This is a genomic window from Rubrilithobacter danxiaensis (assembly GCF_047272945.1).
Taxonomy (GTDB): domain Bacteria; phylum Bacteroidota; class Bacteroidia; order Sphingobacteriales; family Sphingobacteriaceae; genus Rubrolithibacter; species Rubrolithibacter danxiaensis.
Genome location: NZ_JBKOPS010000003.1, coordinates 44212 through 68122 on the forward strand (window position 1 = coordinate 44212; position 23911 = coordinate 68122).

Genomic DNA, 23911 nt, shown 5'->3' on the forward strand with positions numbered 1-23911 from the left:
AAGCAACTTCTCAGCTTTCACAAAAAACATTTTCCTTAAACACCCTACTTATACATCTGTTCTCTGAAACAGTAACTTACTGTTTCTAAACCAATTCATTATTAATTACTATAAACCTTCAATAATTATTTCATGACTAATCAAATAAAGCGGGTATTAATAATAGTAGGTTTTTTTACCGCTATAATCTTTGGATGCAAAAAGGAGGAAATCAGGAAAAATAAAGATCCCATTGGTAACAATGACAGTTTAATAACAGTTAGTGAGGTGAAAAAATATATTTCAGAAGAAGTATTGAAGGAAACTAAAGTATCTTCTATACATGAAGAAAATTTTATAAAACAGCTTTCCAGTGCAATAGATTGGCCAAGTCTTCTTTCAGTTGACAATGGAAAAGCACTATTGGGAAATTTAGAAGGAGCAGTTCAAAAAAACAAGTTAAATACAGGATTTAAAAAAGCTTTTTTTTACAAAAACAAGCAAGGAAAAATAGAGGTGAGATTCATTGAGGTAATTCCGGATCTATGGCATCTTTGGAAATACCAGGGAATAAATGTAAAGCACTTTTCAGGCGAAGTCTTTGTACTAAACAAGAAGCACGAACTGGAAAGTGGGATAACTGTACAGGATGGTGTGGTTAAGGGAATAATAAAACCAACTAAGTCCGATGATAAAAATGCTAACCCTGAAGTAAAGACTTTAGTTTGTTCGTGGTACTCAGCGAACTATATAAGTCAATATGGCAGATATTGGTATCCTGTTGTATACGAATATCAAGTTTGTAATTACTTTTCAGCCCCCGTGAGTTATACCGGTTATACCTATGGAGGTGCCTTTACAAGTTTTAATCATGGCAGTGGCCGCACTACTGGAAAAAGTTCAATTCCAATTCCCTTTCTTCCAGGACGTGGAGATCCCAAAATTACTGATATAAGAAATTACACTAAATGTTTTGGGAATGTTTTGGCAAATTCCGCTCCTCTTACAATTACTGTCTATGTGCAGGAGCCGGATTATGGAGTTAACAGCTCGTCTGGTTTAGTCAATGGAATCGGCCACGTCTGTGTCGGTCTTTCAAATGGTAAAACAACACAGGTAATAGGGTTTTATCCTGGTGGAGGCCCTGTATCGCTTATCTCAAATCAATTTGTTTATAGCGCTTTAAGAGACAATGGAACGGGCAACTTTCACTATACAGTTTCGTCCTCTTACCGTGTATCTCCAGGTCAGTTCAATTCTGCTATAAATTTTTTAAATTCTTTCTCACCAAACACCTATACTTATAATTTGTATGAGAGAAATTGTTCTAACTTTGTATATGACTTATGTAAAACTTCAGGAATAAATCTACCTTCCAGTAACGCAAGTGGACCCACAGATAGATCCCCTGGCCAATTGGGAAAAGATTTAAGAAATGTATATAACTCTACAGGCAATAACAGTATCAATCCTAACGGTGGTACTGCTCCGAAAAGTTCTGGTCCCTGTTCTAATTAATGTCTATGACAAAAATTAAATTAATTACGGCTTTTCTGTACTTAATAATTCTTGGCTATTATGGAGAAACGTTTGGAACTCTACCGCAAATGGCTGGGATGTTTATTTCTTTTGCATCAGGAACAGTATTAGGTATGGTAAACACGCTTTTTCAATTGATAGCTTTGATATTCTTAGTATATACCGCTATAGCACGTCCTTATTACCGAAACGAGAAATCATTATACCTCTTCTGCCTTTTTATATTTGGAATTAATGCCATTGCCCATCTTTTCGTGCTTCAGTCTGTCACATTGATTACAGCCGTATTATCCGTCACAACTGTTATCCTTTTCTTTTTTTCTATCGGAGCCTACGGAAAGACCGTTTTAAAAGCTCATTCCTGAGGTTTTTTACTAAATAAGTTTTCCAATCTGTGTTTTTATACGAATGGATTTCTTGACTATTATCAATTGCGTTATAACTTGTCATTAGGAAATTTACTTGGTATTGAGGTATAGCTTTTACTGAAGAAATTTCTAAAAATGCAAAACGGATATTGCTTAGAGTGGCTGGAAACTTTAGTTAACTTGACCCTTAGCCCTACCCGACTTAACCTATCCAAAATTTCTAATGATCAGATTCTCCACTTGCAGTCAACAATAGCTGAGGAAACTTTAAATTATCAGCTTCAGCTCACGAAGGATATCTTTAGCTTATTGGATGAGAATAAAATTAACACCCTAGTTAACCAGTATTATTCCAATCTGATCTTTCTTGTTAATCAGGCTTACGAAAATAAACAGAAGGTATCCTCAAAGAATAAAGAGTTAAAAGAACTTTATAAAACTCTCATTTTCAACATTGAAAATCTGTTGGAATTTATTGAAACTCGATTTTCCAACTATCTGAGTTTAAACAAACCAGTACCCTTTACATATCTTACAATAATTAAAAAGCAATTATTCGAGAAAATAGATCGATTAAAGAAGAGCCTGGTACCTAAAGTCGACAATAAAGATCTCTCAGATCTTCTTTTAGAACAGTTTTATTCATTTGCAATTGGAACTAAAAGCAATCCTAAAATAACTTTTCGTGAAGTTGTATATCATAAGGAACTCGTGCAAGAGTTAGAGAATTTGGTTAATTTAGGAGAAGAACAGAATATTTATATTCCCCTAAACCAATTGCTAATAAGCTTAAATTTCAACAGTACACGCTACCTGAACTTTCTAACAAAGAGAATTGCTGGGAAAATTAATGAGCTGCAGAACATTTCTGAAAAGCTGGAAAAATTGCTCTGGTATTTTAAGAATTTAAACCAGGTTCATAGTAAACCGAACGTAATTCTAAATCCGGGGTACGGAGATCTGAAGACAGAATTAAGTAACTGGTTCTCACAGGAGATTTACTACTTGGAGAAGAAGTTGCATTTATCCATCATACCATTGCAGAATGAAACAGCGGATTTAAAATCTTCCGTTTCTGCCCAAAAGGAAAAAACTAAAGTCTTATGTATTTTGTCATCTGATCAAATGGCGCTTATCCTGCGGGCTGCCGACGAGCTTAAAATTTTAATGGCTCGTTCCATGAGCGACGTTTTTAAAACTATTGTCCCCCATCTTTCTACCCCTTATAAAGAAAATCTTTCCGTAGATTCTATGCGCAGCAAATCCTACAGTGCCGAAGAAAGAGATAAAGAGATAGCAATTCAAACGCTTGAGCATATTATTAAGAAAATAAGTGAGTATTGAACTTTGGATTATTCAAGGCATACAAATTTTAAAATCCAGTCCTTTAATCGTTTTAATAAGACTGAACTGAATTTTGGATTCACATAGATGCTAATTGAAGATTAAAAAACGCCTTTACCATTTTTATTTTTTTAATCATTTTTTCTTTCTGATAATCAGCAGCGTACAACAGGTACAATTCAGGTACAAAAAAAGTTGGACTTGTTGAGCCCACAAAGCTGATGTTCCTTTGTGATGTAATTGTAAACAACCCGGATAGTAAATAACTACCGGATTGATTAAGTGAACAACAAAAAGCGAAGCCTATGTTTACAAACATCACCTGGACGAATTACATAGTTGTAATTATCCTGCTACTCGTAATTTATTACCTGTTCGTTGGAATACGGTTTTATTATCAGGATCTGAAAAACATAATAGACAAACGCACACCTCAAGTTGATCCTGAGGTTGACCATCGCTCGTTTGCTTATCCGAATACTGTAAATGCTCAACCGCGGGTTCTACCACTCGATAGTGCGGCTCCAAATTCAGAGGATGATCCTTTCCAGGAAGTAGAACACCTGGTCTGCAGGCTAAAAGATGCCGCGAAAGAGGCTTCTGATAAAAAAGCTCTGAAAGAAGAGTTTGCACAATACCTGCGCCTAATACTTAAAGAATATCCTGAATTAAAAACTTCTCCATTCCAATCAGCGATCATTGAACTGATAACATCGGAATGTGCAAAATACGGTTCTATTACATTGAGTGAAGATGAGGTAGTGATGTTGTGGAGTGATTTGTAGTAGAGCCTAGCGGAGGGATCAGCTCCTGTTCAACTCTTGTGCTGTAGGGCAATGTGAAGAATGGGTTTGGGTAAGAAACAGCAGCCGCCCTCCGCTTTTTAAATCAAGCAATTTTAACTTTTAAACTAGTGTGTTATGAAAATGTGTGTACGGAAATTTAAAAGACTTAACAGAAAACAGGTCAGAGCTGCGGGTGGACTGATTATTTTATTGGCTTTTCATTTTACCGCCTCTGCCCAAGACGGAAATGCAGGTATTGAAGCTGCAAATACTCAGGTTCGCAGTTATTTCGATTCAGGAACGAATCTAATGTATGCGGTAGGTGCACTATTGGGTCTTATTGGTGCAATTAAAGTTTATCAAAAATGGAATGCTGGCGATCAGGATACCGGAAAGGTTGCTGCGGCCTGGTTTGGAAGCTGTGTTTTCCTTGTCGTTGTTGCAACTGTAATCAAATCATTCTTCGGCGTATAGACCTACTCCCCTCTAGGGAGTTTTAGAATAAAACTACCATGAGTAACAGTGTATATCAAATAAATAAAGGAATTAATAAAAGTATTGAGTTTAAAGGACTCAAAGCTCAGTACATCTGGTATTTCGGCGGGGGTGTAATCGTGCTGCTTATCCTGTTTGCTATTCTCTATATCATTGGCATTAACTCTTTTATCTGCATTGCAATTATTCTGCTGGCAGGCACTGTGCTAGTCACTAAAGTTTACGCATTGAGCAACAAGTACGGGGAATATGGAATGATGAAGGTTCTTGCTAAACGGCAAATTCCAAAAATATTGAAGTGTTACAGCAGGAAGCTATTCCTAAAAAAGGAATAGCAGAACCTGGCTACAGATATTATTAACAGTAAAGAAAGTGGAGATGGAAAAGCAGTTGAAAGAAATTTTACCAATATTAGATGTAGAGCATGATTGTATCTTATCCTGTCAGGGAGATATTACTTTAGTCTTTAAGGCCGAACTACCTGAAATATTTACCCTATCTGACCAAGAATACGAAGCCTTTCACCAGGCATGGGTTAAGGCGATAAAGGTATTACCGAAGCTTTCCGTCTTTCACAAACAGGACTGGTTTATAGACAGCAAATATAAACCTGATTTTACCCGTGAAGACAGAAGCTTTCTTTCCTTCAGCAGTGAGCGTTTTTTCAACGAGCGACCCTTTTTAGATCATGACTGTTATATACTACTCACTAAAAAGCCAATCGGCAGAAAGCCAGCTTCTTCTTTATTTTCCAATCTCCTACGCAGGTCGATCGTTCCCGATGAAACGCTAAACCAGCAATTATTACAGGATTTTGCAGATAGCGCAGGGCAGTTTAAACGGATACTGGAGGACAGTGGATTTATTCAGCTTAAACAGTTAAAGAATGAAGAACTACTAAGCCAAAGTCGGAAAATGGGGTTAATTGAACGCTATTGTTATCTGGCCGACAAGGAAGATTCATTTTTATATAAAGACATAGAGTTTAAAGAAGGTATACAGGTAGGTGATCAGTACTGCCAGTTGTATACCTTAGGAGATGCAGCTGACCTTCCGGCCTTGTGCGGTTCAAGGATTAATTATGATAAGTATTCTACCGATAAAAGCAAATTCAGTATCGGTTTTGCCTCCACTCTGGGACAGCTTCTATCCTGCAATCATATCTACAATCAGTACATCTTCATCGAGGATGCACAAAAGACGATTCAAAAGCTCGAAAGTAAGCGCCTGCGCCTGCAATCCCTTTCAGCCTACAGCCGGGAGAACTCAATAGCAAGAGACGCAGTCAACGATTTCCTGAATGAAGCGATTGGCCAGCACCGTTTGCCCGTAAAATCTCACTTTAATGTACTGGTATGGACAGACAGAAAAGAGGAACTAAAAGATTTAAAAAATAAAGTATCATCCGCTTTGGCGCAAATGGATGCGGCCGCTAAACAGGAAACCGTCGGAGCACCACAGATATTCTGGGCAGGCATTCCCGGTAATGAAGCTGACTTTCCTATGAACGACACCTTTGATACGTTTGCTGAACAAGCTGCCTGTTTTCTAAATCTTGAAAGCAGTTACCGTTCTTCTGTAAGTCCTGTAGGGCTGAGGCTTGGAGACCGCTTAACCGGAAAACCAGTGCATGTAGATATTAGCGATGAACCGCTTGAAAAAGGTATATGTACAAACCGCAACAAATTCATTTTAGGGCCTTCAGGTTCAGGGAAGAGCTTTTCTACCAATCACATGGTCCGCTCGTATTATGAGCAGGGAACACACATCCTTTTAGTAGATGTGGGCCATAGTTATAAAGGCTTGTGCGATATGGTAAATGGCTATTACTTCACTTATAATGAAAAAAATCCTATATGTTTTAATCCTTTTTATATCAATGAAGGAGATACTTTAGATACCGAGAAAAAAGAAAGTATTAAAACGTTGCTGCTTGCCTTATGGAAGAAAGATAATGAAGTGTTTCGCCGCAGCGAATATGTAGCCTTGTCCAATGCCTTGCAGCTTTACTATGAAAAGCTGGATAATGATAAAAATATATTCCCAAATTTCAACAGCTTCTATGAGTTTTTATTGGATGAGTTTGTTGATGTACTGCAAGACGACAAGGTAAAGGAAAAGGACTTTGATATCAGCAATTTTCTTTACGTATTACGACCTTTTTATAAGGGTGGTGAGTTTGATTATCTGCTTAATGCTTCTCAAAATTTAGATCTTCTAAAGGAGCGTTTTATTGTGTTCGAACTGGATAACATTAAGGACCATCCCATCCTGTTTCCGGTCGTAACCATCATTATCATGGAAGTCTTTATCAGCAAGATGCGGAAGCTGAAAGGAGTACGTAAGATGATACTGATCGAAGAAGCATGGAAAGCCATAGCCAGGGAAGGAATGGCTGAATACATTAAATATCTCTTTAAAACGGTACGTAAGTTTTTTGGAGAAGCAGTAGTGGTCACCCAGGAAGTGGAAGACATCATCAGTTCCCCAGTGGTTAAGCAGGCCATAATTAATAATAGTGACTGTAAAATCCTTTTAGATCAATCGAAATATCAAAACAAATTTGAACAGATTCAGGAACTTCTTGGGCTGACCGAAAAAGAAAAAGCCCTGATCTTGTCACTAAATAAAGCTAATGATCCTTCAAAAAAGTACAAAGAAATTTTCATTAGTCTGGGCGGAACGCTTTCCAAAGTTTATCGCACCGAAGTATCGACCGAAGAATATTTAACTTATACTACTGAAGAAAAGGAAAAAGTAAAAGTAATGGAGTACGCTCAAAAATACGGGGATATAAAGAAAGGTATAGCCGCACTGGCAAGAGATATGAAAGCCGGTATTGTTTAGCATAAACTGTAAATCAAAATAGTATGAAAAAGTTATTAGTGATGCTGGGAATTGTGACGCTGGGAGTAATAACACCGGTTCAAAAAACACAGGCGCAGATTCTTATAGCAGAAATTATTAAAGCAGGTGTTAAAAAAGTAGTTCGGGCGGTTGACCTAAAAATTCAGCGGTTGCAGAATAAGACTATATGGTTGCAGAACGCGCAAAAGGTTCTGGAAAATACGATGTCAAAATTAAAGCTAGATGAAATTTCAACCTGGGTAGAAAGGCAGCGTACCTTATACAAGGATTACTATGAAGAGCTTTACAAAGTCAAATCCATTATTTCCTATTACAACCGGATAAAAGATATCAGCAGAAAACAGGGTCGTTTGGTAAAAGAGTATCAGCGGGCATGGAACCTACTCAAACAGGACAAAAATTTCACTCCCGAAGAATTGGATTATATGAGCCGGGTTTACTCCGGTATTCTGGATCAGAGCACAGAGAATATTGGCCGGATTTCTTTAGTCATAAATTCCTTCACTACACAGATGAGCGATGCTGAACGACTTGAAATCATTAACGCTGCTGCGGAACAGGTTGATACGAATTATTACGACCTGGTGAAATTTAACCAGCAGTCTATTTTACTGAGCTTACAGCGGGCCAAAGCTCACAATGATATCGACGTGGTGAAAAAGTTATATGGGATTGAATAAAACTTACGACTATGAAAAAGCTGCTTATTCTAATACTGTTTGCCTGTTTAATTGAAGGGGCGCAGGCACAAACCTTTTCCGAATGGTTCAGACAGAAGAAGACACAAAAGAAATATTTGATTCAACAGATTGCCGCCTTAAAGCTCTACTTAGGATATGTAAATAAAGGGTATTCGATTGTTCAAAAAGGATTAACAAGTATAGGTGATCTGAAAGACGGAGAACTAAACCTCCATACTGACTATTTGAATTCACTTAAGAATGTCAATCCAAAAATCAAAAGCTATACAAGGTTGGGCAAAATCATTGCACTTCAACGGACCATTTTTCAAAATTACGAACACATCTATTCTGATTTAAAGCAGAGCACTGCTTTTAATACCGAAGAGATGAATTACATCCATCGTGTTCATAACAGGCTGCTTGATGACTGCTCTGAAGTAATTGACGAACTGATTACTCTTACGACTAACGGAAAATTAGAGATGACGGACCAGGAGCGACTAAAGCGGATAGATGAACTATATGTGCGGATGCAGGACAATTATTCTTTTGCGAAGAGTTTTGGAAATGAGGTAATTCTATTGGCAGCTACTCGAAAACATGAGGGAAGTGATATTCAAACCAGCCGTAGGATGTATGGACTTAAAAACTAGTTACTATGAAAAGGACACTGCTATTTGTTCTACTAATGACCTGTATTAGTCAACAGTCGCCTGCTCAAAGCCCCGAGGTTCAGCAGTTATTAATGAACGTAGAGAAGCTGGCGCAGTTGAAGCAAATATTGACGGATATGAAAAAAGGATACAAGATTATTAGCTCCGGTTATAATGCAGTTAAGAATTTATCAGAGGGAAATTTTAATCTTCATAAAGTCTTTCTGGATGGATTGATGCAGGTAAGCCCGGCAGTCCGAAATTATAAGAAAATTGCAGAGATAATAAGTTATCAAGTGATGCTGGTTAAAGAATATAAATCTGCCTACAACAAGTTTAGGCGGAACGGGAGCTTTAATCCACAGGAACTCGATTATTTCGGAAGAGTATATTCTAAGCTTTTTAAACAAAGCATAAATAATCTCGACCACTTAATGACGGTAATTACCGCAGATAAACTTAGAATGTCGGATGATGAAAGGCTGCAGGCAATCGATGATGTATTCCTGGATTTGGAGGATAAACTTGTATTTCTACGGCATTTCAACAGTCAGATTAGCATACTTTCCTTCCAGCGCGAAAGAGAAAAGAATGATGCTTTTACAATGCAGAAAATCTATGGATTAACCAACTAAGTAAAATTTTATGGCAAGATGGAAAAGAGCTGCAATTATTGCAGCAGTGGGAATGTTATTGCCACAATTCAGCGAGGCTCAAGCGCTGGCAGGTGAAATGAACGACTTACAAAGCGTGTTAAATCAGCTGTACGATGAGATGATTCCGCTATGCAGCAGGCTTATTGGCATTGGCCAAGGCATCGCTGGTTTTGCTGCTACCTGGTATATCGCTTCACGAGTCTGGAGGCACATTGCTAATGCCGAACCGATTGATTTTTATCCTTTATTCCGTCCCTTCGTTATCGGATTTGCAGTGCTGATTTTTCCTTCCGTATTATCGATGATTAATGGCGTCATGCAACCAACCGTTACCGCTACTGCTGCGATGGTCGAAGGATCAGACAAAGCCATTGCTTTGCTATTGAAAGAAAAAGAGGCAGCAATCAAAAAACGTCACGACTGGCAAATGTATGTTGGAGATTCAGGTGGCGGAGACAGAGATAAGTGGTATAAATACACTCATGACAATGCCGATCCCTCCAAAGAAGGAATATTCGAAAGTATCGGAAACGATGTGAAGTTTGCAATGGCTAAGGCTTCTTACAACTTCCGCAACTCCGTAAAAGAATGGATGAGCGAGGTGTTAAGAGTGCTTTATGAGGCAGCTGCTCTTTGCATCAATACATTAAGAACGTTCCAGTTAATTGTACTGGCGATACTTGGGCCACTCGTTTTTGGTATTGCAGTATTCGATGGCTTTCAGCATACTCTTACAGTTTGGCTGGCACGGTATATAAACGTATTCCTATGGCTGCCAGTTGCTAATATCTTTGGATCAATCATAGGCAAAATTCAGGAAAAAATGCTGGAGCTTGACTTGTCCCAACTCGAAAATTCCGGTGATACTTTCTTCAGTTCTACCGACGCCGGTTATCTGGTTTTTCTCATTATTGGGATTGTCGGATACTTTACAGTTCCTTCAGTAGCTAATTACATTGTTCACGCAGGAGGCGGAAGTGCATTAGTGCAAAAGGTTACCAACATGTTCAGCAGCTCCACTCATAGTGTTGTAAATACGGCAAGAACCGGAGTAAGTATGACCGCAGACGCAATGGGGAATGCAGCCGGCAGATTCACGCAAAGCATGGCAAATCATAATACTTCTGCCCCTTACTTCACTGAAAAGTCGAATGCTTCCTTTATGAATAACAAGCTAAAAGGCAATTCCTAACTATTCATTATTTAAATACAAAGCTATGTTCAGAAAAACGAAAAATATTGATACCGCCTTTCGGCACATCCGGGGCTTCAGCATAGTAGTTATAGCAGCGTGCGTATTCCTTACTTGTTTTGGGATGTATAAGAGCTATAGACTCGCAACTGACATGCAGAACAAGGTCTATATCCTGGCAAATGGCAAGGCGCTGGAAGCATACGCTTCTGAACGGAAAGACAATATTCCGGTTGAGGCAAGAGATCATATCAAAAGCTTTCATCATCTATTCTTCAGCCTTGACCCCGACGATAAGGTAATTAAAGCGAATATAACAAAGGCCCTTTACCTGGCAGATGCATCAGCAAAGAGAGAGTATGACAATCTCAAAGAGAACGGCTATTACTCCAATATCATTGCGGGTAATATCAGTCAGCAGATAAAGATAGACAGCGTGGAGTTAGATACAAATCAGTATCCCTATTACTTCCGCTGTTATGGCATCCAATTCATTATTCGTACAACCACCACTGTTTCCCGAAGCCTGATTACAGAAGGATTTTTACGTAATGTTTCGAGAAGTGATAACAACCCGCATGGATTCCTGATTGAGCGGTGGCGGACAATAGAAAATAAGGATTTGAAAGTTAAAAACAACTAAGCCATGACAACTAATACCAGTGAAAAATCAGTTTCTAAAGACCAAACTCTGAATCAAAACTCTAATTGTACAGTAGCCAGCTGCATTCACTTTCAAGCTAAGTTGGCTGCTCGCATGCAGCGTAGGAGCGACCAATTTTCTCTTAAAATTAAAACTGTCACATTGCTTCTATTCTGTTTGTTGGCAAGCAGCTTCAGTATTTACCTAATTGCAAACAATCTTTTAAGCAATCAAGCAGATAATGTACTTAAAGTAACACCCATCAACTACCCTAGGTACACCAAACTATCCCGTGCTCAAAATACTGCAGCTTCGATTGTGATAAATCAAGCGGAATATCAAAAGATCCACGAATTCCGCCGGTACATTGACAGCCTTGCTAACACTGCTTCGGGTAAAAGATTTCTTGACAGCATCCTCAAACAACGGCCCGGCCTAATGGATAGCATTGAATTCCTGGAAAACATTTATCAATCTCAAAATAAAAACTAATGATTATGGAAAAACGACAAGATTCTCCCAAATTTCTCAGGCAGCGCAAATTCTTTACAATTCTGCCTTTATTGGTTCTGCCATTTATAACTGTGATATTCTGGCTACTTGGCGGCGGAAAAACAAGTACAGCTGATGCACATGAATTATCTCAGCTCGGTTTTAACATGCAGTTACCCGGCGCATATCTAAAAGAAGATAAGCCACTGGATAAACTCAGCTATTATGAAAGGGCTGCATCTGATTCTGCAAAACTTAAAGAGCAGATGAAAAATGATCCTTATTATAATTACAGAGATACCGACAGCTTGCCGTTAACCGGTTCTTTAACAGAAGGCAACGGGATTAGAAATAACAGTAGTCGGATCAATACATCACCTTTCAGCAATACAACATATCAAGACGCGAACGAGACGAAAGTATATGAGAAGTTGGAACAGTTAAATAAAGTTCTAAATAGGCCACCCTCAGTTCAAAAGCAGGCTAGTAATAAGATGAAAGGTGGTTTGTCTCAGGATGACGCAGAAGTTAACAGCAACGACATTGACCGGCTTGAGCAGATGATGCAGGTGATGAATCAAGGAGAGGAAGAAGATCCTGAAATGCAGCAGTTAAACGGGATGCTTGAAAAGATACTGGATATACAGCATCCGGAGCGGGTTCAGGAAAAGCTTAGAACGGTATCCGAAGCAAGGAAAGGCCAGGTATTTGCAGTATCGGTAGACAATTTGAATGATGCTGCCTCCTTACTAAGCAGTCATCCACGTGGGGATAACGCGAACTTCCGAGCACAATCCAAAGGCTTTTTTTCAATAGAAAATTCTACCGATCTCTGGGAAATACCCAACGCAGTCCGAGCAGTCATTCATGAAACGCAGACATTAGTGAGCGGTTCAACTATTAAGTTTCGTCTCGTAGATGATGTTTATATCAATGGCGCACTCATTCCAAAAGATCATTTTATTTTCGGCATTGCCTCTCTTAATGGCGAACGGTTAACTGTTAGTATTAACAGTATCCGATATAATAATTCCATTTTTCCGGTCGAACTTTCCGTCTACGATATGGACGGCTTAAATGGAATTTATATTCCCGGAGCCATCACCAGAGACGCGGCGAAGCAATCCGCCGATCGTGTTGTTCAGGGAATTGGATTAACAACATTAGACCCTTCATTAGGAGCCCAAGCGGCCAGCGCTGGTATTGATGCAGCCCGAACTCTTTTCAGTAAAAAAGTTAAGCAGGTAAAGGTAACGGTGAAAGCAGGGTATCAGGTACTGCTGCTGGATGAAAAACAGAATTTAAACTAATAAATAGAAGTCCACCATTTAATTCCTAAGTGTATGAAAACGATCAGTGCAGTAATGATGGCAGGAATTTTCCTTGTTTTTACAAATATTCGTGCATTCTCACAGAATGAACTGGAACCAGCAATCTCGATAATTGAACCCCATAGCCTTGAGATTACCTACGCGAAAACGACTAACCTAGTGTTTCCTTATGCCATCAAGAGTGTAGACAGGGGCAGCAAAGACGTGCTTGTTCAGAAAGCAAAGGGCATAGATAATGTACTGCAAATTAAGGCAGGTATAGAAAACTTTAAAGAGACTAACCTAACGGTCATCACTGCTGACGGAAAACTTTATTCCTACCTCCTGAACTATGTCGAAAACCCGCCAATACTAAATATTCAATATAGGAAGAGCGGCGTCAAAAAGGACCCTAATGCACTCTTTTCAAGTTCAACTGCCAATGAAGCGGAGGTTCAAGCATGTGCTGAGAAAGTAATTGCTAAAGAAACAACGATACGTAATATTAAAGATAAAAAGTATGGCGTAAAGCTTCAACTGATCGGTTTGTATGTTCAGGATGAAGTTATGTATTTTCAAATCCGATTGCAGAATAACACAAATATCAAGTACGATATAGCACAGTTCAGCTTCTTTGTTCGGGATCAGAAAAAATCCAAGCGTACCGCTGCCCATGAAATTGAAATCAAGCCGCTGCAAGTTCTCGGGAATTCTACTACCATCAACCCAAAGACGGAACAGATCCTCGTCGTCGCCCTACCTAAGTTTACAATTCCCGACAAGAAGAATTTTCATATCCAGATGATGGAGAACAACGGCGGAAGACATTTAAAGCTAAAAATCCACAATCCTACAATAGTACGGTCTGAACCGATAAATATTTAAGGATATTCCTTTAATCCGCTCTTAACACATCAATCAACTATCGAAAAACTTTTTTTAACACAATAAATTCAAAAGTCATGAACCAGAAAAATTTTGAGTACTTAAGGGACCAGGTAAAGTTTACCGGCTTTGGAGAAGGCCTGGAAAACGAGTTGAAAGAAAAGATGCAGAAGCAAAGTTCTCAATTTCTGCTGTATCATCAGGGTAGTTTCGGAAAGGATTCAACTGCTGCAGTCCTTCATTTCAGAAAATCAGATCAGAGTGATATGTACTTTTTTAATAAGTACGACCTGACGATGAAACAGGAAAATAAGCCGGAGGTGATGAATCAGACTTTTTATCTGAATAAGGAACACAATGTAACTTTAAAAGAGGCATACAACCTACTGAATGGAAGGTCCGTCAATAAGGATCTAACCAACAAAGAAGGGCAGATTTACAACGCTTGGATAAAGTTGGATATGAAAGACACAGATCATAATGGGAACTACAAAATAAAGCAGTTTCACCAGAATTATGGATTTGATTTGGAAAAAGCATTAGCAAAACACCCAATTAAAGAGTTAAATAATGAACAGGATAAGTCTGCCCTGTTAAACTCTCTTCAAAAAGGCAACCGGCAAGTGGTAACCTTTGTTCAAAATGGAAGCGAACAACGGCATTTCATTGAGGCTAACCCCCAATTCAAATCAGTTACCATCTATAATGGCAATATGCAGCGCCTCAGTAACAAAGAGGTAAAGGAGGAAAAACAGAGCCAGGCGGAAACTAACTCCCCTAGACAGGAAGCAAAAAAAGAACGTAAGAGTCAAAATAATGACGAAGATATCTACGCGGTACCAAAAGCTGCAAAGCGAAGAACCAGAAAACAAGGTCAATCGGTAAGTTAGATAGGAATAAGTAATGTTAGCATTAAAGCCATTGTCAAATTTCTTTTCTGCTATTGCGAATGATCCCCGCATTAGTATTACCCACATTGGTATTTATGCGGCATTATTACAGTACTGGCAGGAACATAATTTTGAGAATCCTATGTGTGCTTTTAGCCATGAAATTATGAGGATAGCCAAAATTTCTGCCAGTACTACTTATCATAAATGTATACGGGATCTTAACGATTTCGGGTATGTAAAGTATGAGCCTTCTCATAACCGAAATCGGGCGAGTAAGATTTACTTAACTAACTTTTAAAAGTCTGTACAGAAACCGCTTTTCTTAAAGGAGGTGTAAAATGGAGAATTGTGCAGTAAGAAAGATAACACCTGAGAAAGTAGTACAAATACTAAAAAAACATGGAACAATAATCACCCACCAAGAAGCTAAACTTATGTTGGATTTCCTCTATAAATTCGCTACATTGACCTTGGACCATGTATTGAAAAGATGAAAGTAGCTGATTTATATATAAGAGTAAGTACCGATGAACAAGCAGATAAAGGTTATTCTCAACGCAATCAGGAAGAAGTCTTAAGACGATATTGTCAATTTCATCATATTCAAATCCGAAAAGTAATTTTTGAAGATCATTCCGCAAAAACTTTTAATCGTCCTGCGTGGAATACATTATTGTCAGACCTTAAAAAGACAAAAGGCAGACGATCAGAGTTAGTTTTATTTACGAAATGGGATCGCTTTAGTCGTAATGCTGGTGATGCCTATCAAATGATAGGCATTTTAAAAAGCTATAATATAGAACCTCAAGCTATTGAGCAACCCTTAGACCTCTCTATTCCTGAAAATAAATTAATGCTTGCCATTTATCTCTCTACTCCCGAGGTAGAAAATGATCGAAGGGCTTTAAATGTATTTCATGGAATGAGAAGGGCTAGAAAGGAGGGCCGGTGGATGGCTTCGGCTCCTGTAGGTTATAAGAATTCTGTATCTGAAAGTGGGAAAAAGCTTATTGTACCAAAAGAGCCTGAGGCAACAATCATAAAAAAATCTTTTGAGTGCATTGCTGAAGGGCAATTCTCAACGGAACAAATCTGGAAAGTAGCTAGGGAAAGCGGACTAAAGTGTAGCAAGAATAATTTCCTTACTGCTATGCGCAATCCTGTTTATTGTGGAAAGATTACTATCCCTAAATATAAGGACGAAGAAAAGCAGGTGGTGCAAGGACTCCACCAGCCCATAATCTCCGAGCGTTTGTTTTACGAGGTTCAAGATGTAATGGATGGACGCAAGAGACAACAGGGAACAAAAATAATGTCTCCAGACGAATTACCTCTACGAGGGTTCCTATTATGCACCCGCTGTACTAGAGTGTTGACTGGAAGTGCTTCCAAAGGAAGAAATCAATATTATTACTACTACCATTGCTCTTCTAAATGCGGATGCAGATATAAAGCAGAAGAAGTCAATGAGGTATTCTTTAATGAAATTAAAAGATTTGCTCCTAAGCCTGGAATAGCCGAAGTATGCAAAGAAGTGATCCTCGATGTTTATAACTCCGACTTCGCTGCAAAAGGCGACGGAAGAAAAGAAGTCCTAGATCAAATAGAGGTATTAAGCAAAAGACAAAAGAATGCCCGTGAACTTCTGCTCAAAGGAGACCTAGACGGAGCCGAATATAAAGAAATAAAATTTGAATGCGAATCTAAGATAAACGCACTGGAAGCAAAGATCAGCGACCTTTCAATGAGTCAAATCAGTATTGAGGATGATCTTAATAAGGCGGTCGAAGCCTTGTCTTCTTTAAACGGTATAACAAGCTTAAATAATGGAAAAATAAGCAGAGAGCTAATTGGTTCGATGTACCCCGAAAAATTCACTTTTGAAAATCTAAAAGATCGAACCGCTCGCGTTAATGAAATCGCCTCAGTTATGTACCAGATTACCAACAGTTTGGAGAATAAAGAACAAAGGGCAAGTTCTGACTTCTCAGACTTGCCCTGTTGGGTGCGCCCACCTGGGCTCGAACCAGGGACCAAAAGATTATGAGTCTTCTACTCTAACCGACTGAGCTATGGGCGCTGCTCATTTTGAGTCTGCAATTTTACATATTTGTATCGAATTTCTAAAATCAGATATGCAAAACATTAAAAATATTATTTTCGACTACGGTAATGTTATTTTCCTTTTAGACTTTAACCGAATCCACCATACTTTTACTGAACTCGGTATCAGCAATATAGAACACTTTTTCGGTCACGCAGGGCAAAACAAACTTTTTGACGACTTTGATAAAGGAACTATTTCAGCAGCCGAATTCAGAGATGCTATCCGGAAAGAAACAGGAAAAAATGCGTCGGACGAACAGATTGATGAGGCATGGAATTCTTTGCTGATCGGCGTTCCTGCAGTTAACCATCAGTTATTATTAAGGGCTAAAAAGAAATACCGAACTTTTTTGCTAAGCAATAACAACGAAATTCATTATAAATGGATCTTGGATTATCTTAACAGGGAATATAATATAACTTCTAATGCAGGATTTTTCGAGAAAGACTATTACTCCCATTTAATGGGCATGCGAAAACCTGACAGCGATATTTTTGAATTTGTATTGCAGGAACAGAAGCTGACAGCTGAAGAAACTTTATTTATTGACGACAGTCAGAAAAATGTTGCTGCCGCAGAAAAGCTGGGCATGCAAACACATTTGATGCAGGCAAATGATAGTCTGGAAAAGTATTTCTTGAGAAGCGGATTATTAAAAACTGAGCTTTAAACTATAAACAAAGCGTCTTTAGCGTTGTTAAATAAAACATGGAAAACTACCAAACCTTATTAGAAGCTTTAGACGGCCTTAAAAAAAGAGGCTTTACGCTCGACTTTAATTTAGCCAATGGCATGCTTCATAACAGCACAGAAAACATCAATCTGGCTCCGGAAGATTTTAAAATATGTGAGCTGTACCGTTTTGAAGGCATGTCTGATCCTGCAGATAATTCCATTGTATATGGAATAGAATCAGACAAATATCATGTTAAAGGTGTTTTTGTGAATGCCTACGGTGTTTACTCGGACGACATAAGTGAAGACCTGTTAAAAAAATTAAATACGCCGGGCTAAGACTTCCGGCGTCTTTTTTTCTCCTTTATTATCAGCGACAATTCACGGCCCGTTTGCCCGGCAATTGATTTATTTTCTTCTGCTCTCCTGAATAAATAAGGCATTACTGCCTTTACCGGACCATAAGGCACATATTTAGCTACATTATATCCGGCATTAGCAAGATTAAAACTGAGGTTATCACTCATTCCCAGCAATTGTGAGAAGTAAATATGCGGATGGTTGTGTGCCAATGCGTGCTTCTTCATGAGCTCTGTTAAAATCAGACAGCTATCCTCATTGTGGGTTCCTGCTACTATAGCAACATGTGATAAGTTTTTTATACAGACATCGAGGGCTTTATTATAATCTGCGTCCGTGCTGGCTTTATCGTCCTGAATCGGCGATCTGTAAGCAAGCTCTTTTGCCCGCATCCGCTCTTTTTCCATATAAGCGCCTCTTACCAGCTTGGCACCAAGTATAAAACCAAAATCGGCTGCAGTTGCAATATCTTTTTCCAATGAATCCAGTTTATCCCGACGATACAATTGGTACGTATTAAAAACGATGGCATTTTCCCTGTTATAATAGCGCATCATCTCCAGTGCAAGGTCATCAATTGTATTCTGTATCCAGCTTTCCTCTGCATCTATCATCACGGGTACATCAAACTCAAAAGCTGTCCGGCAGATGTAATTTACCCTTGCCTTAACTTTAAAATATTCGGCCTGCTCTGCTGCGCTTAATTCTGCTCCTGTATTTACTTTTTGCAGCAGACTAAAGCGGGCAATACCTGTAAGTTTAAATACGGTAAACGGAATGCGACTGTCGTGCTGAGCCCGTTTAATGGTGTGAATAATTTCTTCTGCAGTAGCGGTGAACGCCCGCTCGTCTTCCTCTCCTTCTACCGAATAATCCAAGATTGTCCCCACAGATCCTTTAGCCAGCTGCTGAATGGTGCGCTCACAATCCAGTATATTTTCGCCGCCGCAAAACTGCTCAAAAATTGTTTTTTTAATTACAGATATAACAGGAAGATTAAGGTTAAGTGCTAAATTAGTAAGCGGAATTCCGGTTTTTACCAGCAACGGACTGCCCATTATTTTAAATAGCCAGTAAGCTTTATTCAGTTCTTCATCGCTTTTATGTTTAAATGCAATTTCAGTATTATCAAAAGAAAGGATTTCAGAAGTTTCCGCTGCTCTAATCAAATTACCAGACATACTGCAAAATTAGGTTTATCTGTTAACAACCATGTATCTATTTTGTAAGTTTGCAACATGATAGAGTTTGAACTTGAGGGAGAGTTTATTCCATTGATACAATTATTGAAAGCTACTAACCTGGTGCAAACCGGGGGTGAAGCACAGATAGTTGTTACGGAAGGTTTAGTAAAATATAACGGTCAGACGGATTACCGGAAACGCCTCAAGGTTAAACGTGGCGATACAGTAGAATTCGACAACAAAAAAATCCTTATTAAATAATATGCAGCCTATTGCAAGCAACGGTTATTCTGTTTTTTTCGATAATTCTTTACAGGAGGTTAAAAATTTTATCGACAACTCCAATTACTCTAAAATATTTTTTTTAACGGATAGAAATACCGGAGAACATTGTTTGCCGCTAATTCACAAACACCTTCCCGACCTGATGAATTACGACATTATTGAGGTGGACCCCGGCGAAGAAAACAAGAATATTGATTTTTGTATTGGAGTTTGGAACATGCTGCTTGATTTTGGTGCCGATCGCAACAGCTTGCTGATAAACCTGGGCGGCGGCGTAGTTACCGATATGGGTGGTTTTGCGGCTTCAACCTTTAAACGCGGGATTGATTTTGTTCAGATCCCTACTACCCTCCTGTCACAGGTTGATGCTTCTGTTGGCGGAAAAACCGGCATTGATTTAGGAACTGTTAAAAACATTATTGGTACGTTCACCCAGCCCAAAGCTGTTTTTGTATCCACCGAATTTTTGAACACCCTGGATAACAGGCAGCTGATTTCGGGTTTTGCTGAAGTTATTAAACACGGCTTGATATTCGACAAAGATTATTTTAACAGGTTAAAAGACGTCAACCCGGCAACTATCACTATGGTAGATATCTATCATTCTGTAATGATTAAAAACCAGGTTGTAACTGTCGATCCACACGAGAAAGGTTTGAGAAAGATCTTAAACTTCGGACATACTATCGGGCATGCTATAGAAAGCTATTCCCTCTCAAACGATGCCGACCCGTTACTACATGGAGAAGCAATTGCCGTGGGAATGATCTGCGAAAGCTATTTATCCTATAAAATAAACAACCTTCATATCGATGAGCTGAACCTCATCGTTCAGGCAATACGGTCAATATTTCCGGATTATTCTTTTGAAAAATCCATTTATCCTCACGTGCTGGCTTTTATGCAGAACGACAAGAAGAACAGCAATGGAAAAATTGGTTTCGCGTTACTGAATACCATAGGAAAATGCGATTACAACATTTATCCTGCAGAAGAATACATTACCGACAGTCTGAACTTTTATTATAACTTATTGAACGATTAATAAATTCAAGAAAAACACGAAATAATTTTTTTCTGATTTTTTTCCGGAATTTATTTTTTAGTGTATATTTGGCGCTGTAAAAACAAGATGATCACAGCAAAAACATATTGGTTCGGATATTTTTACTTTTACTTTAGTAAGAGTCGGGACTAGTATGCTTTAGTTTAAGAACTTATAGTGAAAGTCCCGGAAGTAAGCCGGGACTTTTTTTTTAACAAGAAAATGGACAAAAAAAGAGTTGCCATACAAGGAATAAAAGCTTCTTTTCACGAAGAAGCGGCCTTCAAGTTTTTTGGAGAAAACATTCAAACGATTGAATGTAACTCCTTTAAGCAAACCTGCGAAGTTTTAAAGCAGAAGAAGGCTGATTTTGTTGTAATGGCTATTGAAAACTCCATTGCCGGAAGCCTGCTTCCAAACTATACCTTGCTTCGCGATTACCATTTTTCCGTTATCGGCGAAGTTTACCTCCCTATCCAGCTGCATTTGCTGGCTTTACCCGGCGTAACATTTGAGCAGGTAAAAAGAGTGGAGTCGCACCCGATAGCAATTCGTCAGTGTATCGACTTTTTTGATGAATACCCCCATTTAAATGTGGTAGAAAGCACAGATACCGCGGCTTGCGCAAAAAGAATTCGTGATGAGGAATTAACAGATACCGTTGCTATCGCCAACAGCCTCGCCGCCAAAACGTATGGCCTCGAAATCCTCGAACGACGTATCGAATCCAACAAGAAAAATTATACCCGCTTTTTAATCTTAACCGACAATAAAGACTCGGAGATTAAGGATAGCAACAAAGCTTCCCTTTCGTTCCAGGTTATTGATGAGGTAGGTTCCCTGGCTAAAGTGCTTAATATTTTTGCCGATGGCCATATTAACCTGAGCAAAATTCAGTCTATGCCGGTGCTCGGGCAACGAAATCAGTATAATTTTTATGTGGATATTGAATGGGATAAAAGAGAAAATTACGAAGAAGCGATACGGAAAATTTTAAGATATACCATCAACTTCACCATTATGGGTGAATATAAAAAGAACGATGAAGTTTAATTAAGTAACAGAGTAAAAATCAAAATAAATTAAAAGACATGAAACTAAGTCTTCCCATCGAGCCTTTATCAAATTGGTTAAAGCCTCAAAACCCAAATGAGCCATTAATTATTGCTGGCCCTTGCAGTGCAGAAACAGAAGAACAGCTTTTAGTTACAGCACGCCAATTGGCACAAACAGGAAAAATTTCAGCTATCCGTGCCGGAATCTGGAAACCCAGAACTCGTCCCGGAGAATTTGAAGGCATTGGCAGCATTGGTTTACAATGGTTAAAAAAGGTTAAAGAAGAAACTGGTTTACCAACAACTGTTGAAGTTGCAAACGCAAAACACGTTGAAGAAGCTCTAGCAGCGGGAGTAGATATCCTTTGGGTAGGTGCCCGTTCAACGGTTAATCCATTCACTGTTCAGGAAATTGCTGATGCTCTTAGAGGTGTTGACATCCCCGTAATGGTTAAAAATCCTGTAAATCCCGATCTTTCTTTATGGATTGGAGCTTTGGAAAGAATTAACGGAGCCGGTATTACCAAGCTTGCCGCTATTCAACGCGGATTTTCTTCTTTCGAAAAAAGCGCCTTCAGGAATGAACCTATGTGGGAGCTGGCCATCCAGTTGAAAACTCAATGCCCTGAACTGCCAATTATTTGCGATCCGAGCCATATTTGCGGAAACCGTGAACTTATTCCTTACATTTCACAAAAAGCACTTGACCTGGATATGCAGGGTTTGATGATCGAGTCTCACCTGGATCCTTCTACTGCATGGACCGATGCAAAACAACAATTAACTCCGGGGGCACTCGCAGATCTTATCAGCCACCTGACTCTTCGTCATGCTGAGCCTCAAAGCGCCGTAGTTTCTGATAAATTAGCGGAACTGCGTAAGCAAATTGACAAAATCGACGATCAGATCATTCAGAAAATGGCCGAACGTATGCAGATCGTAGCTAAAATCGGCGAATACAAAAGAGATAACGACCTTACTATTTTACAGGTAAACCGCTGGGACGAGATTATGCACAAACGTGCTGACTTTGCAAAAGCATTAAAACTCGATTTAGACTTTACCTCTAAATTATTAGAATTGATTCACAACGAATCTATCCGTAAACAAACGGAAATTATGAACAAAAAAACAGTTGAAGCTTAATGAGTTCAGAAAGTATAAGCCTTTCTAAAAAAGAAGCAACAAGTTTCGGTACTGTTCGGCTTACCGGTTCTAAAAGCGAATGCAACCGTGCACTGATTCTAAACGCATTGAGTAAAGGGATTGTTCAGGTGGAAAACGTATCATCTGCGGATGATACGGTTACACTTGATACAATATTAAAGGACTTGAGGAATTCCGGCTCACAAACTAAAAATCCGGCAACTCAAATTGTAGATATCGGCCCTGCCGGTACCGCCATGCGCTTTCTTACCGCTTTTCTTTCAGTAACAGGCCAGGAAGTTATCATCACCGGTACCGAACGGATGAAACAACGGCCTATTGGCTTGTTAGTAGATGCCTTAAGAGATCTGGGAGCAGAAATTACCTATACCGAAAAGGATGGATTTCCTCCATTGAAGTTCAGTAAAAACTTCAGCCAGAAGAAAAGACAGGTACAGTTAAAAGGGAATGTAAGTTCTCAATACATCACAGCTTTACTGCTTGTTGCCCCCACCCTTCCCTTGGGCCTGGAACTGGAAATTATCGGCGAGCTTACTTCAAAACCTTATGTGGAAATGACGCTTGCTATGCTTACTGAAACCGGAATCGGCTATTCGTGGAAGGGATCTGTTATTGATATTCCGCAGCAGCCTTTCAAAACATCAACTCTTACAGTTGAGCCAGACTGGAGTGCAGCGTCTTACTGGTATTCAATTGCTGCATTGTCTGACACCGCCGAGATTGACCTTCCTTTTTTAAAGCAGAACAGCCTGCAGGGAGACAGTGCGATAGCCCGGATTATGGAAAGCTTCGGAATCAGGTCTGAATTTTATGACAAAGGTGTTAAGATTTCAAAGCACCCAAAAGAAATAACCGAAACCTTTTTTGATTTTAAGGATTGCCCTGATCTTGCGCAAACTGTTGTTGTTTGCTGTGCAGCCTTAGGCCATAATGCTTCTTTTACCGGTTTAGAAACTTTAAAAATCAAAGAAACCGACCGGGTGAAGGCGCTGCAGAACGAGCTTGCAAAAATTGGAGTCCGTTTTACCGAAAATAATCAAACGTATCACCTGGATTGTTCAGGGCTACATTTTCCCGATACGGTTACCATTGCAACATACGAAGATCACCGCATGGCGATGGCTTTTGCTCCGCTGGCTTTAAAAATCAGCAAAGTGATAATCGAAGACCCTAAAGTAGTAGGTAAATCATACCCGGCTTTCTGGAACCACCTGGAATCGGTAGGGTTTGTTATTAAAAGTTAAACGT

General features: G+C 39.1%; 26 protein-coding genes and 1 tRNA gene. 25 read left to right on the forward strand and 2 right to left on the reverse strand.

Going from position 1 to position 23911, the window contains the following annotated elements:
* Positions 1-132 precede the first annotated feature (132 nt).
* From ACLCDL_RS04290 to ACLCDL_RS04375, 18 genes are all read left to right on the forward strand, one after another.
* Positions 133-1497, forward strand: coding sequence for a hypothetical protein (locus tag ACLCDL_RS04290; RefSeq protein ID WP_423147039.1), 1365 nt, complete (start codon positions 133-135; stop codon positions 1495-1497).
* Between the two features lie 5 nt (positions 1498-1502).
* Complete coding sequence (locus ACLCDL_RS04295) at positions 1503-1883, forward strand: hypothetical protein (RefSeq protein ID WP_423147040.1); 381 nt, start codon at positions 1503-1505, stop codon at positions 1881-1883.
* Between the two features lie 312 nt (positions 1884-2195).
* Positions 2196-3230 carry a hypothetical protein gene (locus tag ACLCDL_RS04300; protein WP_423147041.1) on the forward strand — a complete coding sequence of 345 codons (1035 nt, stop codon included), beginning with the start codon at positions 2196-2198 and terminating at the stop codon, positions 3228-3230.
* 305 nt (positions 3231-3535) lie between these two features.
* Complete coding sequence (locus ACLCDL_RS04305; protein ID WP_423147042.1) at positions 3536-4015, forward strand: hypothetical protein; 480 nt, start codon at positions 3536-3538, stop codon at positions 4013-4015.
* Between the two features lie 135 nt (positions 4016-4150).
* Positions 4151-4489, forward strand: a complete 339-nt coding sequence (locus ACLCDL_RS04310) for a DUF4134 domain-containing protein (RefSeq protein WP_423147043.1) — start codon at positions 4151-4153, stop codon at positions 4487-4489.
* A gap of 38 nt (positions 4490-4527) precedes the next feature.
* Entirely contained in the window at positions 4528-4845 is a 318-nt protein-coding gene (locus ACLCDL_RS04315) for a DUF4133 domain-containing protein (protein ID WP_423147044.1), read from the forward strand.
* 43 nt (positions 4846-4888) lie between these two features.
* Positions 4889-7357, forward strand: a complete 2469-nt coding sequence (locus ACLCDL_RS04320; RefSeq protein WP_423147045.1) for a TraG family conjugative transposon ATPase — start codon at positions 4889-4891, stop codon at positions 7355-7357.
* A gap of 23 nt (positions 7358-7380) precedes the next feature.
* On the forward strand, positions 7381-8058 hold the full coding sequence (locus ACLCDL_RS04325) for a conjugal transfer protein TraI (RefSeq protein WP_423147046.1): 678 nt from the start codon (positions 7381-7383) through the stop codon (positions 8056-8058).
* A gap of 11 nt (positions 8059-8069) precedes the next feature.
* The gene (locus ACLCDL_RS04330; RefSeq protein ID WP_423147047.1) at positions 8070-8714 is read left to right on the forward strand and encodes a hypothetical protein; all 645 of its coding nucleotides are present in this window, start codon (positions 8070-8072) and stop codon (positions 8712-8714) included.
* A 5-nt stretch (positions 8715-8719) separates the two neighbouring features.
* Complete coding sequence (locus ACLCDL_RS04335) at positions 8720-9349, forward strand: TerB family tellurite resistance protein (RefSeq protein ID WP_423147048.1); 630 nt, start codon at positions 8720-8722, stop codon at positions 9347-9349.
* A gap of 10 nt (positions 9350-9359) precedes the next feature.
* A complete protein-coding gene (gene traJ, locus ACLCDL_RS04340) occupies positions 9360-10562 on the forward strand; it encodes a conjugative transposon protein TraJ (protein WP_423147049.1) in 1203 nt (400 codons plus the stop codon).
* A 25-nt stretch (positions 10563-10587) separates the two neighbouring features.
* The gene (gene traK / locus ACLCDL_RS04345; RefSeq protein ID WP_423147050.1) at positions 10588-11205 is read left to right on the forward strand and encodes a conjugative transposon protein TraK; all 618 of its coding nucleotides are present in this window, start codon (positions 10588-10590) and stop codon (positions 11203-11205) included.
* Between the two features lie 3 nt (positions 11206-11208).
* Entirely contained in the window at positions 11209-11697 is a 489-nt protein-coding gene (locus tag ACLCDL_RS04350; protein ID WP_423147051.1) for a hypothetical protein, read from the forward strand.
* Positions 11698-11702: 5 nt separating this feature from the next.
* Positions 11703-13007 carry a conjugative transposon protein TraM gene (gene traM, locus ACLCDL_RS04355; RefSeq protein ID WP_423147052.1) on the forward strand — a complete coding sequence of 435 codons (1305 nt, stop codon included), beginning with the start codon at positions 11703-11705 and terminating at the stop codon, positions 13005-13007.
* A 33-nt stretch (positions 13008-13040) separates the two neighbouring features.
* The gene (gene traN / locus ACLCDL_RS04360; protein ID WP_423147053.1) at positions 13041-13892 is read left to right on the forward strand and encodes a conjugative transposon protein TraN; all 852 of its coding nucleotides are present in this window, start codon (positions 13041-13043) and stop codon (positions 13890-13892) included.
* A 77-nt stretch (positions 13893-13969) separates the two neighbouring features.
* Positions 13970-14782: a hypothetical protein gene (locus tag ACLCDL_RS04365; protein ID WP_423147054.1), complete on the forward strand. Its 813-nt coding sequence runs from the start codon at positions 13970-13972 to the stop codon at positions 14780-14782.
* 13 nt (positions 14783-14795) lie between these two features.
* A complete protein-coding gene (locus tag ACLCDL_RS04370) occupies positions 14796-15083 on the forward strand; it encodes a hypothetical protein (RefSeq protein ID WP_423147055.1) in 288 nt (95 codons plus the stop codon).
* Positions 15084-15275: 192 nt separating this feature from the next.
* Positions 15276-16832: a recombinase family protein gene (locus ACLCDL_RS04375; RefSeq protein ID WP_423147342.1), complete on the forward strand. Its 1557-nt coding sequence runs from the start codon at positions 15276-15278 to the stop codon at positions 16830-16832.
* Here the strand turns inward: ACLCDL_RS04375 and ACLCDL_RS04380 are convergent.
* Positions 16792-16865 (reverse strand) — tRNA-Ile (locus ACLCDL_RS04380). The genes ACLCDL_RS04375 and ACLCDL_RS04380 overlap by 41 nt on opposite strands.
* 55 nt (positions 16866-16920) lie before the next feature.
* On the opposite strand from ACLCDL_RS04380, the gene ACLCDL_RS04385 reads away from it, so the two are divergent.
* Both ACLCDL_RS04385 and ACLCDL_RS04390 read left to right on the forward strand, forming a co-directional pair.
* A complete protein-coding gene (locus tag ACLCDL_RS04385) occupies positions 16921-17562 on the forward strand; it encodes an HAD family hydrolase (protein ID WP_423147056.1) in 642 nt (213 codons plus the stop codon).
* A 38-nt stretch (positions 17563-17600) separates the two neighbouring features.
* Positions 17601-17906: a phosphoribosylpyrophosphate synthetase gene (locus ACLCDL_RS04390; RefSeq protein WP_423147057.1), complete on the forward strand. Its 306-nt coding sequence runs from the start codon at positions 17601-17603 to the stop codon at positions 17904-17906.
* On the opposite strand, the gene ACLCDL_RS04395 is transcribed toward ACLCDL_RS04390, so the two are convergent.
* Positions 17903-19108 (reverse strand): proline dehydrogenase family protein, encoded by a 1206-nt coding sequence (locus ACLCDL_RS04395; protein WP_423147058.1) that lies wholly within the window; start codon positions 19106-19108, stop codon positions 17903-17905. The two genes, ACLCDL_RS04390 and ACLCDL_RS04395, sit on opposite strands and share 4 nt — an antisense overlap.
* Positions 19109-19165: 57 nt before the next feature.
* Here ACLCDL_RS04395 and ACLCDL_RS04400 point away from each other — a divergent pair, with 57 nt between their 5' ends.
* The 5 genes from ACLCDL_RS04400 (at position 19166) to aroA (ending at position 23907) form a co-directional block, all read left to right on the forward strand.
* Positions 19166-19372, forward strand: a complete 207-nt coding sequence (locus ACLCDL_RS04400; RefSeq protein ID WP_423147059.1) for an RNA-binding S4 domain-containing protein — start codon at positions 19166-19168, stop codon at positions 19370-19372.
* A gap of 1 nt (position 19373) precedes the next feature.
* Entirely contained in the window at positions 19374-20441 is a 1068-nt protein-coding gene (aroB, locus tag ACLCDL_RS04405) for a 3-dehydroquinate synthase (RefSeq protein WP_423147060.1), read from the forward strand.
* A gap of 222 nt (positions 20442-20663) precedes the next feature.
* Entirely contained in the window at positions 20664-21494 is an 831-nt protein-coding gene (locus ACLCDL_RS04410) for a prephenate dehydratase (RefSeq protein ID WP_423147061.1), read from the forward strand.
* A 38-nt stretch (positions 21495-21532) separates the two neighbouring features.
* A complete protein-coding gene (locus ACLCDL_RS04415; RefSeq protein ID WP_423147062.1) occupies positions 21533-22642 on the forward strand; it encodes a chorismate mutase in 1110 nt (369 codons plus the stop codon).
* Positions 22642-23907: a 3-phosphoshikimate 1-carboxyvinyltransferase gene (gene aroA / locus ACLCDL_RS04420; protein ID WP_423147063.1), complete on the forward strand. Its 1266-nt coding sequence runs from the start codon at positions 22642-22644 to the stop codon at positions 23905-23907. Before ACLCDL_RS04415 ends, aroA begins: the two co-directional genes overlap by 1 nt.
* Positions 23908-23911 lie beyond the last annotated feature (4 nt).